This is a genomic window from Vagococcus sp., assembly GCF_036639995.1.
GTDB lineage: Bacteria > Bacillota > Bacilli > Lactobacillales > Vagococcaceae > Vagococcus.
Genome location: NZ_JAVWHO010000010.1, coordinates 38,839 through 52,936, shown reverse-complemented (window position 1 = coordinate 52,936; position 14,098 = coordinate 38,839). Strand labels below are relative to the sequence as shown.

16 protein-coding genes are annotated in these 14,098 nt (G+C 33.6%); 8 read left to right on the top strand and 8 right to left on the bottom strand.

Annotated elements, in window-relative coordinates:
• The first annotated feature begins 75 nt into the window (after positions 1-75).
• The 4 genes from rfbD to RR554_RS04825 all read left to right on the top strand — a co-directional run bounded on the left by rfbD (position 76) and on the right by RR554_RS04825 (position 4,221).
• Positions 76-963 (top strand): dTDP-4-dehydrorhamnose reductase, encoded by an 888-nt coding sequence (gene rfbD / locus RR554_RS04840; RefSeq protein WP_332467530.1) that lies wholly within the window; start codon positions 76-78, stop codon positions 961-963.
• Between the two features lie 135 nt (positions 964-1,098).
• Complete coding sequence (gene tagD, locus RR554_RS04835; protein ID WP_332462934.1) at positions 1,099-1,506, top strand: glycerol-3-phosphate cytidylyltransferase; 408 nt, start codon at positions 1,099-1,101, stop codon at positions 1,504-1,506.
• Positions 1,507-1,909: 403 nt separating this feature from the next.
• Positions 1,910-3,814, top strand: coding sequence for an OPT family oligopeptide transporter (locus RR554_RS04830; protein ID WP_332467529.1), 1,905 nt, complete (start codon positions 1,910-1,912; stop codon positions 3,812-3,814).
• Positions 3,815-3,882: 68 nt separating this feature from the next.
• Complete coding sequence (locus tag RR554_RS04825; protein WP_332462932.1) at positions 3,883-4,221, top strand: PqqD family protein; 339 nt, start codon at positions 3,883-3,885, stop codon at positions 4,219-4,221.
• On the opposite strand, the gene RR554_RS04820 is transcribed toward RR554_RS04825, so the two are convergent.
• The 7 genes from RR554_RS04820 to RR554_RS04790 all read right to left on the bottom strand — a co-directional run bounded on the left by RR554_RS04820 (position 4,218) and on the right by RR554_RS04790 (position 8,616).
• Entirely contained in the window at positions 4,218-4,892 is a 675-nt protein-coding gene (locus tag RR554_RS04820) for a helix-turn-helix transcriptional regulator (protein WP_332462931.1), read from the bottom strand. The two genes, RR554_RS04825 and RR554_RS04820, sit on opposite strands and share 4 nt — an antisense overlap.
• 93 nt (positions 4,893-4,985) lie before the next feature.
• Entirely contained in the window at positions 4,986-6,122 is a 1,137-nt protein-coding gene (locus RR554_RS04815; RefSeq protein ID WP_332462930.1) for a trans-sulfuration enzyme family protein, read from the bottom strand.
• A 2-nt stretch (positions 6,123-6,124) separates the two neighbouring features.
• Complete coding sequence (locus RR554_RS04810) at positions 6,125-6,514, bottom strand: Rid family detoxifying hydrolase (RefSeq protein WP_332462929.1); 390 nt, start codon at positions 6,512-6,514, stop codon at positions 6,125-6,127.
• Positions 6,515-6,723: 209 nt separating this feature from the next.
• On the bottom strand, positions 6,724-7,515 hold the full coding sequence (locus RR554_RS04805) for a GH25 family lysozyme (protein WP_332467528.1): 792 nt from the start codon (positions 7,513-7,515) through the stop codon (positions 6,724-6,726).
• Positions 7,516-7,581: 66 nt separating this feature from the next.
• Entirely contained in the window at positions 7,582-7,794 is a 213-nt protein-coding gene (locus tag RR554_RS04800) for a DUF2922 domain-containing protein (RefSeq protein WP_332462927.1), read from the bottom strand.
• Positions 7,795-7,822: 28 nt separating this feature from the next.
• A complete protein-coding gene (locus tag RR554_RS04795; RefSeq protein ID WP_332467527.1) occupies positions 7,823-8,032 on the bottom strand; it encodes a DUF1659 domain-containing protein in 210 nt (69 codons plus the stop codon).
• Positions 8,033-8,115: 83 nt separating this feature from the next.
• The gene (locus tag RR554_RS04790) at positions 8,116-8,616 is read right to left on the bottom strand and encodes a sigma-70 family RNA polymerase sigma factor (protein WP_332467526.1); all 501 of its coding nucleotides are present in this window, start codon (positions 8,614-8,616) and stop codon (positions 8,116-8,118) included.
• A 211-nt stretch (positions 8,617-8,827) separates the two neighbouring features.
• Between RR554_RS04790 and RR554_RS04785 the strand changes: the two genes are divergently transcribed.
• From RR554_RS04785 to ntdP, 4 genes are all read left to right on the top strand, one after another.
• The gene (locus RR554_RS04785; RefSeq protein WP_332462924.1) at positions 8,828-9,583 is read left to right on the top strand and encodes a hypothetical protein; all 756 of its coding nucleotides are present in this window, start codon (positions 8,828-8,830) and stop codon (positions 9,581-9,583) included.
• 68 nt (positions 9,584-9,651) lie between these two features.
• Entirely contained in the window at positions 9,652-10,455 is an 804-nt protein-coding gene (gene recX / locus RR554_RS04780) for a recombination regulator RecX (RefSeq protein ID WP_332462923.1), read from the top strand.
• Positions 10,442-11,641, top strand: coding sequence for an A/G-specific adenine glycosylase (gene mutY, locus RR554_RS04775; protein WP_332467525.1), 1,200 nt, complete (start codon positions 10,442-10,444; stop codon positions 11,639-11,641). The genes recX and mutY overlap by 14 nt, the downstream gene beginning before the upstream one ends.
• 107 nt (positions 11,642-11,748) lie before the next feature.
• Positions 11,749-12,285 (top strand): nucleoside tri-diphosphate phosphatase, encoded by a 537-nt coding sequence (gene ntdP / locus RR554_RS04770; RefSeq protein WP_332462921.1) that lies wholly within the window; start codon positions 11,749-11,751, stop codon positions 12,283-12,285.
• Between the two features lie 63 nt (positions 12,286-12,348).
• Here ntdP and RR554_RS04765 read toward each other — a convergent pair whose 3' ends face one another.
• Positions 12,349-14,052, bottom strand: a complete 1,704-nt coding sequence (locus RR554_RS04765; RefSeq protein ID WP_332467524.1) for an acyltransferase family protein — start codon at positions 14,050-14,052, stop codon at positions 12,349-12,351.
• Positions 14,053-14,098 lie beyond the last annotated feature (46 nt).

Below are 14,098 nucleotides of genomic sequence, written 5' to 3'. Positions count from 1 at the left end.
TTCTAGGTTATCAATTGCTCTTTTTCATAAAACGTGGGATATTATAAATATCTTAAATATGAAAGAGGTAGATCAATGTTAACTTTAGTAACAGGAATTGGAAATCAATTAGGAGTAGAAGTGTGTCTTTTATTACATGAAAAAGGGATAGACTTTATTCCGACAGATAGAATTATTCTTGATATCACTGACAAAGATGAGGTAGAAGAATTCCTCAAGGACATAAAACCTGATGTTATTTTCCACTGTGAAGATTATACAGGTGTTGATGCTGCAGAAGGTAGTGGTAAAGAAAAAAACTATTTAATAAATGAAATCGGTACCAGAAATATTGCTGAAGGTGCTAAAAGTATTAACGCCAAAGTTGTCTATATCAGTTCTGATTATGTATTTGATGGTACTAAGTCTAGTGGAAAGTATCTAGAGACAGATGAGTCGCGTCCAATCAATGAATTTGGAAAAGCTAAGTTACTTGGAGAAAAAGCTATTCAAAACGAGTTAAGTGATTTCTACATCGTTCGCTCTTCATGGATTTTCGGCAACTACGGTAAAAACTTTGTTGATGATATGTTAACGCTATCAATAGATTTTGATTTCCTTCCTGCTGTTGTCGATGAAATAAGTAGCCCGACCTGGACTAGAAACATAGCAGAATTTATGCTTCATCTCATAGAAAATGACTGTGAGTACGGCATCTATCATTTCTCAAATGAAGGCACGTGTAATCATTTTGAGTTTGCTATGGAAATATTAAAGGAAACAGAAGCAACTCCTACTCCTGTCAACTCTGCCAAATTCCTACCACAGCTTGCTAAAAGACCAGAGAACTCAGCACTGGACCTTAGTAAAGCCAAAGCAACAGGTTTTAATATTATTAGTTGGCAAGATGCCTTAGCTGAAATGATGAAGGATGCAGTGTTATTAGAGAAGGTAGAAGAGATACCAAGTGAGACTTTAGTTTAATTATTGTTAATAAAAGGATCAATCTTTCAAAAATCAATCAAAGCTTTTATTAGATAATCTTCAAACCGACTTTAATTGAATTCTCTTTTATGATACCTTATACTTATATCAATCAAATTAAGGTGGAATACTAACATGAGAAAAGTAATTACATACGGTACATTCGATTTACTACATTATGGTCACATTAACTTACTTAAACGCGCCAAAGAGCAAGGCGACTATCTAATTGTTGCTTTATCTACAGATGAATTTAACTGGGATGAAAAGCAAAAGAAATGTTATTTCTCTTACGAAAGAAGAAAAATGCTTCTTGAAGCTATTCGCTATGTGGATTTAGTCATTCCTGAAAATGGCTGGGAGCAAAAAATGACAGATATCGATGAATTTAAAGTGGATGTCTTTGTTATGGGCGACGATTGGAAAGGTGAATTTGACTTTGTTAAAGAAACTGGGGCAGAAGTTGTTTACTTAGAACGCACGCCAGAAATCTCTACCTCTCAAATAAAGAAAGACCTAAACGAAAAGAAAATGACTAAATAATAGTTAAATTAGAGTTAGATGTTAAGAACATATTTATTTTAATCTAATGTTAACGTGTTGAAGGGATAATCACCTTTAACACGTTTTTTTGCAGTTAAAAATAACACTTTGTCACTTATTGTGAACGTAATATTAGTGACTATATTTTATCGAACAAAAATAAATAAAACGATTGCAATCATCTGATAATCAGTTATAATTAAAATATAATTTATTATACTTTTGTATAATTATATCTATTTAGGGTAGGTTGACATTCTTTCTAGAAGCGAAATGGTTCAAATGAAAGGAAGCGCTTTCTATCTATAAGTGGTGTCATCGAGAGGAAGGTGAACTCAGAATAGAAAATTTGTCATTTAAGAATTTATTTTGTTATTTGTAATAAAAGAAACGGAGGGAAACAATGAAAAAATTATCGAAGGATGCATTTGGAGGAGTTAAGGGATCAGATTATAAACCTTACGTTGAAAATGCACCTAAAAAGTCAGGATCACAGCTTGTCTTATTGTTTGGTTTGCTATTATCTGCATTATTTGCGGCATCAACTGCCTATTCTGGTATGAAAGCTGGTTTAACTGTAGCCGCAGGGATTCCTGGAGCCATCATTGGATCAGGATTAGTCTCAGGGTTTGTTAAACCTAAATCTATTTTAAGTACTAACATTTTACAATTGATGTCTAGTGGGGGAGAATCAGTGGCATCTGGTATTATCTTCGTTATGCCGGCAATTATTCTTGTCGGAGGAAAACTTAGTTTTTTACAAGGGGTAATGTTCGGACTAGGAGCTGTTTTCTTTGGCGTTGGAGTTTTCTCCATCGTTCAAAAATATATGTTGATTGAGGAACATGGTAATTTAGTTTATCCTGAATCAATGGCCATTGCTGAAACGTTGGTTGTATCTGAAAACGGAGGAGAAGCGCTTAAATTCATGGGAATTGGATTTGGGATTGGTGGTTTAATTACTGCCTTCACGTCTTCAATGTTTGGTTTAATCAATAACTCAATCACTTATGTGAACGAATCATTTTACAAATGGAAAATCTCAACAGAAGTTAACCCATTACTTGTAGGGGTTGGTTTCATTGTAGGGATTGAAGTAGCAATTGTTATCTTTGCTGGGTCATTATTTGCTAACTTTGCCTTAGTACCAATTATTGGTTACTTCATGCAAATGACAGAGAGTACTCATCACGTTTGGGATAAAACTGATTTACTTTTAAACACAGCAGATTTTGCAACTATCTATTCATCTTATGTGAAATATATTGGTGCTGGGATGATGATTTCAGGGGGAATAATTGGTGCGCTTAAATTAATTCCAACTATTATCTCATCTATCTCAGAAACATTGAAATCTAAAAAAGATGGTAGTAGCTCAGGTGACACTAGCCCGTTATCTATCTTAATTGGTGCTGCAGCTGTTCTTGTAGCTGGCTTTATCGTAACTGGTAACTTCATGATTGCTTTAGTTGGTGGCTTACTATCTATCTTCTTAAGTTTCTTATTTGTTATTGTAGCTGGTCGTTTAACTGGAACAATTGGAACATCAAACTTACCTGTATCTGGTATGACGATTGCGTCAATGGTGTTCTTAACCTTACTATTCTCAGTTATGGGATGGACATCTCCTGAGAATATCAAACATTTATTATTATTTGGTACATTCATCGTTCTAGCGATTTCTGTAGCAGGTGGTTACGCTCAATCTCAAAAAGTAACTTTTGTAATGGGTGGTAACATGAAAGAAACACGTAAATACTTTATCTACTCAACCGTTATTGGTGTTATTATCGTAACAGGTATGATTGTTATCCTTGCACCTCAATTAGTAGAAACAGGAAGCAATCCACCATTTGGTTTACCACAAGCCAACCTTATTGCCACATTAACATCTGGTATTATTTCAGGTGAATTACCTTGGCATATGATTATTGCAGGTATCGTCATTGGTATTATTTTATTTATGGCAAACATCTCTGTTATGTCATTTGCCATGGGTGTGTACTTACCAATTTCAACAACGTCAATTATCTTAGTAGGTGCGATTCTACGTGTTATCTTAGACCGTGCAAACAAGAAAACAACAGAAGAAGTTGCAGATAAACGAGTGTCTCAAGGTATTAGTTTATCCTCTGGTTTAATTGCCGGTGGGTCTATTATTGGGTTAATCGGTATTATCTTGCAAGTAACAGGTGTGATTACACCAAAAATACCAACAGGCTTCCTAGGATCAAACGGAGCAGGTATTGTCTTACTACTTCTTGTAAGTGGGGCAGTCTTAACACCGCTATTACGAATTAAAGAGTAAAAAAATAAAATCACGAAAATTTAATTAAATTTTCGTGATTTTCGGTTTTATGTTAAGGAGAGATTATAATGGCAGAAGCTAATTTATCAACAGTCTATGAAATTAGACCAGATGTTACTTACCGAATAGAAAAAAAGCATGTAATTATTGTAAAGGAACAAAATCATTGGTTCCAACGTTTTTTAAGGAAAATCTTTTTTAAGATTCCCAAACAATCTGAAATGAAATTAGATGCTTATGGTAGCTTTATCTTCCAATTAATTGACGGAAAACTAACCGTTGGTGAATTAGGTGAAAAATTATCTATCCAATATGAAGAAGCTGGCGACAAGTTGTATGAGCGTTTATTTTTATTCCTAAATCATTTGGAAAATAACGAAAACTGGATTAGAAAAATTGAGAATTAATCTCTAATTTCTTGTAGGTATTTGTAAATACTCACTTCAGCCATTTTAAAATAAGTAGCAACTTCATTAATCGATGCTTTCAGCTCAAAAAAGCCTTTATCACGGAGGCATTTGATAATAGTTAGTTTTTCATTTTTAGATAATTTAGAAGGCTCTCTGTTTAGAGTTCCGATAGCTTCTAAGACACACTCTTCAATGATGCTGTGGCTTGTGATGTAGAGATTCTCATTTTCTTTTTCTTCAGGCTCAGAAACTAGATTATCTGTTGCTAGAATGTTTTTTAACGTAAAGAGACCTTCTTTTAGAGAATATTCTAGTTCAGTTAATTCGGAGTTATCAATATTGATACACAGCATGCCAACTAATTCATTGGTGTCGTCTTTAATAAAGTAACTGGACGAATTTAAAAACTTTCCAGTGTGTGCTTTACTTTTATAATTAACTAGATAGTCTTTGGCTTTAAATTCTTCAGATTGTAGGACTTTTAGTAAAAAATCAGTCCCAGGAGAGCCGATAGCACGACCTGAGATATTGTTTTTGATAAAGACAATCGACGCGTCGTATCCGCAATCTGTTTTGAATATTTCTTGTAGGACAATCTCGGCTCGATTTCCTAACACACTAGCTAAAAATTCAGCAAGTGGAATATATTTTTTTAATATCGGGTTCATTTTTTTACTCCTTTTTTTGGGGAAAATAGAAATGTGGTAAAGAGGCCTATAATTTACGCAGATACCGTAAATTATAAGCCTTTTTTTCATCATTTAGTTAAGGGCTTGTTCTAAATCTTGTAGTAAGTCATCCAAATCTTCAATCCCACAAGATAAACGTAAGAGCGTATTTGAGATGCCTTGATGACGTCTTTCTTCTTCAGTCAAACAGGCGTGTGACATCGTTGTTGGGTGGGAGATAATTGATTCCACACCGCCTAAGCTGACTGCTAAAATTGGGATTTGTTTCTTTTCAATAAAGCTATTAAGTGCTTCTTCATCACGTAATTCAAAAGATAAGACAGCACCACCATTGGCTGCTTGTTTTTTATGGACATCAGATAATGGGTGTTGTGAAAGTGTAGGGTAGTAAACCTTAGCAACTTTTTCTTGGGTTAATAAAAATTCTGCAATTTTTTCAGCGTTGTATACGGATCTTTCCATACGAAGTCCCATTGTTTTCATGCCTCGTAAGACAAGCCAAGCATCATCAACTCCAACAATTCCACCAAAGTTCTTTTGGAAAAGAACTAATTTTTCGTAGATAGCTTCATCATTTGTTGCGATTAATCCACATACCACATCACTATGACCGTTGATAAATTTAGTGGCACTTTCAATGACGATATCTACACCTAACTCTAAAGGTTGTTGATAAAGAGCAGTCATAAACGTATTATCAGCAACTGTCATAATACCTTTTTCACTTGCCAAATCAGTAATACCTTTAATATCACTCACTTTGAGTAGTGGGTTAGAAGGTGTTTCTATGTAAATCATTTTCGTGTTTTCTCTAATATGTTGCTCGATATTTTTGATAGATGACATATCAATAAATTCTGCTTCAATATTATATGAAGGTAAGATGGCTGTCGCAAATTGACAGGTACCACCATAAACTTCGATTGGCAAAATAACATGATCACCCGATTTTAGTAGCATCAAAATATTTGAGATAGCTGCCATACCTGAAGCAAAAGCTAGGGCATGTGTAGCGTTTGTTAAATGAGCATATCCTTCTTCCAAAGCCGCCACCGTAGGATTACCAAAACGCGTGTAGCTGTATGGTTGTTTTGGTCCAGTTAAATCTTTTTGATTAAAGGTAGATGTTTGATATTTAGGAATAGATGCTGCGCCTGTAAATGGATCTACAACAGGATAACCATGAAGTAGTTTAGTATTGATATCCATTACTAGGCCTCCTTCACTTCAGCGATAACCTCAATCTCAACTAAAGCACCCATTGGTAACGCGCCAACAGCAAAAGCTGTACGAGCTGGGAAGCTGTCTTTAAAGAATGTTTTGTAGACACTATCAAATTGGGCGAAATCTTTAATATCACCTAGATAGACAGTCGTTTTTACGATACTTTCAAGTGAAGAGCCATTGTCTTCTAAAAGATTTTTTACATTTGTCATGGATTGTTCTGCTTGTTTTTCAACTGAGTCTGGAAAATCAATTTTTCCGGTTTCTGGATTGATTGGTAATTGACCAGATGAAAAGATAAGGTTGCCAACTTTTGATCCAGATGAGTAACTTCCAACGGCTTTTGGTAATTTGTTACTTGAAATTCTTTCTAGCATGATAATTCCTCCAATAGTTTTTTTATGGTTACATTTCGATATAAAAATTTATACATATTATATAATTAATTATAAAGTCAAATCTAGTCAATGTAAACCCTTTTACAGAAAGAGTTTCTAATAATGAGAGAAAATTTAGGTGAATTTTGACGGAATAGTTTTAAGTGTAAAAAAGATGCTGCTAGAAAATCTAGCAACATCTTTTCCATTTATTCTACCACTTCAACATAATCCTTATGAAGTGTAACAAATACCTCACGATGATTATAGTTAAGCAGAGCATGCGTTGTTGTTTGGGTGTGGCAAATAGTTTCGATATCAAAAATAGTACTTTTGCAAAACAACATACCAGTGTCTTTTTTGAAAGTCTCATCGGCTTTAATAACGAGATTTTTTAATACTTTAAATCGTTTGCCTGTTGTATGGTAATTTTTAGCAGATACTCCTATTGGTAATGCGTATTTTTGCCAAGCATGGCGGTCTCCGTAAAAGTGACTTGTATCAAGTGGCGTGCTTGTGTATTGCCACATAGCATAATGTGGCCACTGAGTAAGACGAGGTAAAGAACTAGAGTATTTCGCAATCCATAACCCGTAATCAGCTTTAATTACCTCTGACCAGTCATCGCTATTAGCGTCGGACTCATTCATGTAAATCAAGGGTTTGACCTTGGTTTCTTTTGTAACAATATCTAAAAACTCTTTGGCTTTTTTGGCACCAACTCGGCCGTACATTTCATAATCTAAAATAAGAACTGCCTCGCCAATGTAATTTTTTGAGTGTGACAGAAAAAAGCTTGCCTGCTCAGAAATAGACTCCCCATTTAAAAAGTGATAAACACCAAATGGTTTCTTTAACTCCCGAGCTTGCCTTATAAATTCTTTGGCAGCTTTATCCTCAAAAGAAGTCCCTTCTGTTAACTTAAAAATAAAGGCATCACATTCTAATGTAGATAAATTAATTCCTTGTTGATGGTTTGATATATCAATGACTTTTAGCATTGTTTTCCTCCTGTCTAATGAAAAAGACTGGGAATAATCCCAATCTTTTCTGTGATATCAAGTTGTTTAAAATAAATCAGTGGTGATTGTTTCAACGTACTTGGCAGATTTTGTTTCGACATACATCTTTTCTCCAGTTTTTTCAAACAAGTCAAGTTGAGTGATGCCATCCATGACGTCTTTTACTGCTCCTGCTTCTAAGTCCTGATCGGCAACAGTTGGTCGTAATTGTGATCTTTTTCCTGATTCATTTAAAAATGTCATTGTAAGTTTTTTCATTGATTTTTCTCTCCCTTAATTTAATAAATTAAATATCAAAGCGTTGTTTCTCAACAGTAACGACTGCATTAATGGCTTCATCTTCTGGTGCTAAGTTCCCCATTAATTGACCGAAAGCGACGATGTCTTCATTTTTTGCTTTTTTCTTTAAGTTATTTAGTGATTGTCTGCGTGCTTTTTCGTCTCCTACATTTTGATAATGTAACTCTAATTTTTTTCCTTCAAAGATTGGTTCCATTTACAACACTTCCTTAATAAGTTTTTTTTGTAAGTGGCGCGCCTTACACTACTAGTAACGAAATCAAAGTCAAAAGTGTCAATCTAATTTTTAAAATATTTGATTGTTTTTAGTGCGACTTTGTCACGCCAGTTATAAACGGTTTGTCTTGAGACGTGATATTTCCTAGCAATATCAGTAACAGACAGCTCGTTGAGATAGGCTTCTTCTAAAAATAATTTTTCTTGAGGTGTTAGTTGGGTACTTAATTTATCTAATATATCGGTTACCTCAAGTAAGTCATCACAAGAAGTATCAGGCAGCTCTAGAAGAAGTTCTTCCGTACTATCTGTCTGAAGTTTTTCAGAGCGATTCATTTCTTTTCTGATTTCATCGGTAATTTTCCAGTAGATTCGTTGAAAGACATAATTATGGAAGGAAGTCATGTCTTTTTCTTCTTTGATAAACCGACGATGGGTTTCAATAAGTGTCCAGCGAGAGATTTGCAAGTAGTCTTCAAACTGTGGGTGATAGGTAGAAACATGGCATTTTTTTAATGCACCTAATATTAAGACATGGTGTTCTTCTACTAATTGGTTTTCCATGAGGATATTCCCTTCAAGTTGTTTTAGACTGGCCAGTCGCTTACGAGTATAAAAGAAAAGTAAGTAGGGAAACGAATCGTAAAATTCTTAAGAAAAGTTGAAATTTTTGAATAATTATTAAAAACCTTTAATATTTGAACGAAAACCTGTTATTATTACAACTATGAAACGGTTTCACAACCTTTTCGAAAATATTCAAGGAGTCGATAATATGTGCATAATAAAAGACAAAGAAGATCACTATAATAGCTTGTTGCTAGGAAACGAAATTTGTATCAATGATGATATCATTGAAAAATTTTCCTCCTGTTGGACGGTGAGTCGAGCGGTTAGAGTAACTGAGAAGACACTTGCTTTGATTGATATTAGCCAGAAAGACTCTAACTATGCCACACTTGTTTTAAGTACGGAACACGGGCCAATTGTCACGACTAAAAGTACAAATACCTTGATGAAGAATTTTCGTAAAGAAGTGGATAAACAGTTTAATATTATTAAAGAGGTCGTTGAAACCATTATCCAAAAAGAAATCTATTGTTTTCCTGATATCTCTCCAAAAATGCTTATGATTCCTTTAGAGGGAAGCTCTTGTAAAGAAGCGACATATATTAATTTCACTATGCTAACAGATGTGGATAAGTATTCGGATTATCAAAGTATCTTATCTTTTCATAATTATTTAGAGTTGGTTATTGATAAACCTTTTGGAACGATTAGGGAGAAATTTTTGAGATGTTTTAAATACCACTCTATTTATTGTTACATGGATAATCAACTTTCAAGAGAAAAGAAAGGCTTTGATTATTTGAACAGTTGGGAGGGAAATTATTATCGTTCTATTAGCGGGGTTCAGTCAGAAGTAAAATACTTAATCGATGTTGAGAGCTTTAGAAAAATTAAAGATATAGCCTTTCTAAACTATGCTGAATTTAGTGATGAAGAGCTGTATGCCGTGCTTGATAGATAAGTCTAGCCCTTAGAGAAGTTGTAAAAATTATGCTATAGTTAGGAGATAGAAAACAGAGGGTGAAGACAATGGAAGTAATTCAATCGATTCGAAAGTTAAAAAATAATAACTATACATTAACAACTAAAAACGGTAGAAAAATTAGAGTGTCAGAAGATACATTAGTAAGACATCGTTTATTGAAAGGTGAAGAGATTTCTGAGGAAATCCTTGACCAAGTCGAAAAAGAAGCAGAATTAGATATTGGGTATCAACAAGCTTTATTTTTTTTAAATTATCAATTACGCTCTGAAAAAGAAATTAAAGATTATTTAAAGAAAAAAGAAATTTCTGAAGAGGGTATTGTATACGTGATTGATAAGCTTCAGGGGTTAAGTTTATTAGATGATTTGGTTTTTGCAGAAAGTTATGTGCGAACTGTCATTAAAACACAAGATAAGGGACCTCAAACAATCAAGCAACAATTATTTAAAAAAGGAATCTCTGATGAAAACATTCAAAAGGCACTAGACTTGTTTTCTTTTGATGACCAGGAAGAAGCTGCAACAAAAGTTGCTGAAAAAGCCTTACGCAAATATCAAAATAAAAGCCACAAAGAACAAATTAATAAAGTAAGACAGCATTTATTTACTAAGGGATACAGTAAAGACGTGATTAGTTTGGTGATGGAAAATCTAGAAGTTGAAAAAAATGAAGATGACGAATGGGAAAGTATAGTTAGTGAAGGGGATAAATTGTGGCGTAAAAATAGACGATTTGACCCATCAAAACGAAAACAGAAAATACGTCAATCCTTGTTCACTAAAGGATTTGATTTTGATGCAATTAATCGATTTATCGAAGAGAAAGAGATGGAAGATGACAACGAATAAACAAGTGATTGAGTGGACAGAGAGTCAAAAACAAGAAATGCAAACCAATCTGCTAGCTTGGTATGATAAAGAAAAAAGATTGTTGCCTTGGCGTGAAAACAAAGACCCTTACCGAATTTGGGTATCAGAAATCATGCTTCAACAGACACAAGTTGCTACTGTAATTCCATATTTCCATCGCTTTTTAGAGTGGTTTCCTACTATTACAGACCTTGCTGAGGCACCAGAAGAAAAATTATTGAAAGCTTGGGAAGGACTAGGCTATTATTCACGAGTTAGAAATATGCAAGAAGCAGCTCAAACAATGGTTGAAAAATTTGATGGAAACATGCCAAATAATTTGAAGGATTTATTAAGTTTAAAAGGCATTGGTCCATACACGGCAGGAGCGATTGCTAGTATTGCTTTTGATTTGCCAGAACCAGCTGTGGATGGCAATGTTATGCGTGTTTATAGTCGCTTGTTTTGCATAGAAGATGATATAGCAGATCCAAAGTCTAGAAAAATATTTGAACAAAAAGTAAGAGAAACGATTAGTCATGATAGACCTGGTGATTTTAACCAAGCATTAATGGATTTAGGAGCAACCATTTGCACACCGACATCACCTAAAATTGAGATAGATCCATTGAAAAATTTGTATGAGTCATATAAACAAGGTCGCTTTGAAGACTTTCCAGTGAAAAAGAAAAAAGTAAAAACTATTCCACTCTATTATGTAGCATTAGCCATTAAAAATAAAAAAAATGAATACCTACTTAGAAAACGCCCAAGTGAGGGCTTATTAGCTAATATGTGGACTTTTCCATTAATAGAAGTTACTAAATCGGAGTATGAAAAAATGGTGGCGGATTGGAAAAATTATTTATTAGACACAAAAGAGCCTACGCTTTTTGATTTTGTGGCAGAAAGTGAAGAGCCTTTATTGTCAGGAGTGTTTATTGAGCAATTAGATAAAGCTCATAAAACGGTTGCTTGGCAAAAACAACCAATAGGTGAAGTGACTCATATTTTTAGTCACCGTAAGTGGCATATGCTGTTAGCTCACGGATTTGTTAAAGAAAATGAATCCGTGAAACTTCAAGAAAACGAGACATGGGCAAAAATCACGGATTTTGATGATTTTGTTTTTCCAAAACCTCAACAAAAAATGGTAGCTATTTTAAACAATTTAAGTAATATATAGTGATAAATAAATGTCTTTTATGATATAATAATTTTGATATTGGTGTAATGAACACCCTAGTGAATAATTTGGCCTAAGATATGCCAAGGAAAGTAGGGTAACAGTAGATGCGTGTACCTAAAGAAGGAGAGTTTATAACAATCCAAAGTTACAAGCATGACGGAAGTTTACATCGAACTTGGCGTGACACCATGGTTTTAAAAACTAGCGAGTGCTCTATTATCGGGATTAATGATCACACATTAGTGACAGAGTCTGATGGTAGACGTTGGGTGACACGAGAGCCAGCAATTTTGTATTTTCATACAAAATATTGGTTCAATATAATTGCAATGATACGTGAGAAGGGGGTTTCTTATTACTGTAATCTGGCTTCACCTTATGTTTTAGATGAAGAGGCTTTAAAATACATCGATTATGATTTGGATATTAAAGTATTTCCTGATGGGGAAAAACGTCTATTAGATGTGGATGAGTATGAAGATCATCGCGCGGAAATGAACTATTCAGATGACATCGACTTAGTATTAAAAGAGAACGTCAAAATATTAGTTGACTGGATTAACAATGAAAAGGGCCCATTTTCTATGGAGTACGTTGATGTTTGGTATAAACGGTATCAACAATTATCAAGAAGACAGTAACTTATCTATCATGTTGCGTAGAAAATAATAAAAAAGAGATTGTCATTTTGACAGTCTCTTTTTTTATTTGTTGTCTTTTATTGATGACTGAATTAAATCACTATACACTCTAGCACCTTCAGCGTTTAAATGAATATCGTCCCCATCAAACCATTCATTGTCAGGTTGTTGTGAAACTTTTTTTTCCCAATCTATAATATGGGCATTTTTATTTTTTTTAATCCCATTTTTTAGTGTGTCATTGGAAGCAGTTTTCCAAGGACGTGGGACAGCTGTGGTAATAAAGTAAACATCCTGTTTTCCAATGGCTTTAAGTAAGTTATCCAGCTCATCTTTTGTTAGTAAGCCGTTGTTTCCTGTACTTATGATATAAGTTAAGGTGTCAGATGAGTCGTGATTTTCAATAATTTCTTGAATTTCATAAGGTTGTCGTCCAACTTTAGCGTCCACTTCAACTGAATCTTTGTCAAATGTTGCTTTAAGTGTGTCACTTGCACCAAGTAAAACAGAGTCACCAACAAAGAATAAATGTTGCGGTTCATTTATTACTGTTGTTTCAGTTGTTTCTTTTTCAGATGAAGGCGTCGTTTTTTTACTACGAGATGTTGTTGTTTCAACTGTTTGTTTCTCCATATTTGCTTTTTTGATAAGTGTTTTTTGTAATGTATTAAATGAAACAAGTAATGAAATCAAGCTACAAATAACAATGATACTGTAACCAATATCTTTTGGTGAATATTTTTCAGTGATGTGAAATGATAGATGCCCAAAAGCAACAATTAATCCAATAAGTATAAGCGTCATGATTATTGGATTTTTACCATCCCACTTTGAATGGTGTTGAAAAATAACAATAACTGGTAAATAAAATAGATACATATCATAACTTCTTTTACCGATGAAAGATAAAACTGGAGATGATAGCTTTTGGTTAATCATTTTTGATTCAACAGTAAAGAAAATTAAATAGCCACTAATTAAGCTGAATATTACCATGCCGCCATTGTAAGTTAAGACGGAGTGATCGTTTAGTCTTAAAAATAATAATAATAAAAGTAAAGCACAAACGGCAACTTTTATAGGATAATTTTTATTGATACGTTCTTTTCTTGTGATGCTCTTAATAAAGAAGAGTCCGCCAATAGTGAAAGAAAAAAGTCTAGCAATTGTTGAATAATAAGCAAAACTAACATCAACATAAAAATACAGAAAGCTCATAGTAATAATAGATACTAAGGTAGCAATAACAAGAGCTTGTTCGATACCAATAAGCTTGTTGGCTCTTTTTTGCTTGATAAATATAAAATGAAGTATTAAAGGATAAAAAATATAAAATTGAATTTCCATTGATAATGACCAGAGATGTTTAAGTAAGTATAAGGTTTTAAATTGGTCAAAATAAGAGACTTGATTAACAAGTTGCCACTGATTATTTAAACCAAGTAAACTAGCTAAACCATCTTTGACATAATCCCAAAGAGGCATGCTTTGAGAGAATATGACGTAAATAAATAAAGTGATTATTAAAAAAATCATGGAAGGGTAAATTCTTTTTAATCGTTTTTTATAAAACACTTCAAAATTAAAGGTTTTGGTTGCATAAAGTTCACTTAATATGATTCCAGTCATTAAGAAACCAGATAAAACAAAAAAGAGGTTTACTCCTAAAAAGCCACCTTGAAAGATTTGTGGCATTGTATGATAAAGAATAACAAAAAGGATAGCAACTGTTCTAAGTGTGTCTAACCCGGAATAATATTTTTTCATTAAAAAAACCCTTCTAAACACAAAATTTACTAAAACTATCTACATG

Excerpts from the sequence above, each read along its gene's own strand:
- rfbD (WP_332467530.1), top strand. The coding sequence starts at position 76 with ATGTTAACTTTAGTAACAGGAATTGGAAATCAATTAGGAGTAGAAGTG.
- tagD (WP_332462934.1), top strand. The coding sequence starts at position 1,099 with ATGAGAAAAGTAATTACATACGGTACATTCGATTTACTACATTATGGT.
- RR554_RS04830 (WP_332467529.1), top strand. The coding sequence starts at position 1,910 with ATGAAAAAATTATCGAAGGATGCATTTGGAGGAGTTAAGGGATCAGAT.
- RR554_RS04825 (WP_332462932.1), top strand. The coding sequence starts at position 3,883 with ATGGCAGAAGCTAATTTATCAACAGTCTATGAAATTAGACCAGATGTT.
- RR554_RS04820 (WP_332462931.1), bottom strand. The coding sequence starts at position 4,892 with ATGAACCCGATATTAAAAAAATATATTCCACTTGCTGAATTTTTAGCT.
- RR554_RS04815 (WP_332462930.1), bottom strand. The coding sequence starts at position 6,122 with ATGGATATCAATACTAAACTACTTCATGGTTATCCTGTTGTAGATCCA.
- RR554_RS04810 (WP_332462929.1), bottom strand. The coding sequence starts at position 6,514 with ATGCTAGAAAGAATTTCAAGTAACAAATTACCAAAAGCCGTTGGAAGT.
- RR554_RS04805 (WP_332467528.1), bottom strand. The coding sequence starts at position 7,515 with ATGCTAAAAGTCATTGATATATCAAACCATCAACAAGGAATTAATTTA.
- RR554_RS04800 (WP_332462927.1), bottom strand. The coding sequence starts at position 7,794 with ATGAAAAAACTTACAATGACATTTTTAAATGAATCAGGAAAAAGATCA.
- RR554_RS04795 (WP_332467527.1), bottom strand. The coding sequence starts at position 8,032 with ATGGAACCAATCTTTGAAGGAAAAAAATTAGAGTTACATTATCAAAAT.
- RR554_RS04790 (WP_332467526.1), bottom strand. The coding sequence starts at position 8,616 with ATGGAAAACCAATTAGTAGAAGAACACCATGTCTTAATATTAGGTGCA.
- RR554_RS04785 (WP_332462924.1), top strand. The coding sequence starts at position 8,828 with ATGTGCATAATAAAAGACAAAGAAGATCACTATAATAGCTTGTTGCTA.
- recX (WP_332462923.1), top strand. The coding sequence starts at position 9,652 with ATGGAAGTAATTCAATCGATTCGAAAGTTAAAAAATAATAACTATACA.
- mutY (WP_332467525.1), top strand. The coding sequence starts at position 10,442 with ATGACAACGAATAAACAAGTGATTGAGTGGACAGAGAGTCAAAAACAA.
- ntdP (WP_332462921.1), top strand. The coding sequence starts at position 11,749 with ATGCGTGTACCTAAAGAAGGAGAGTTTATAACAATCCAAAGTTACAAG.
- RR554_RS04765 (WP_332467524.1), bottom strand. The coding sequence starts at position 14,052 with ATGAAAAAATATTATTCCGGGTTAGACACACTTAGAACAGTTGCTATC.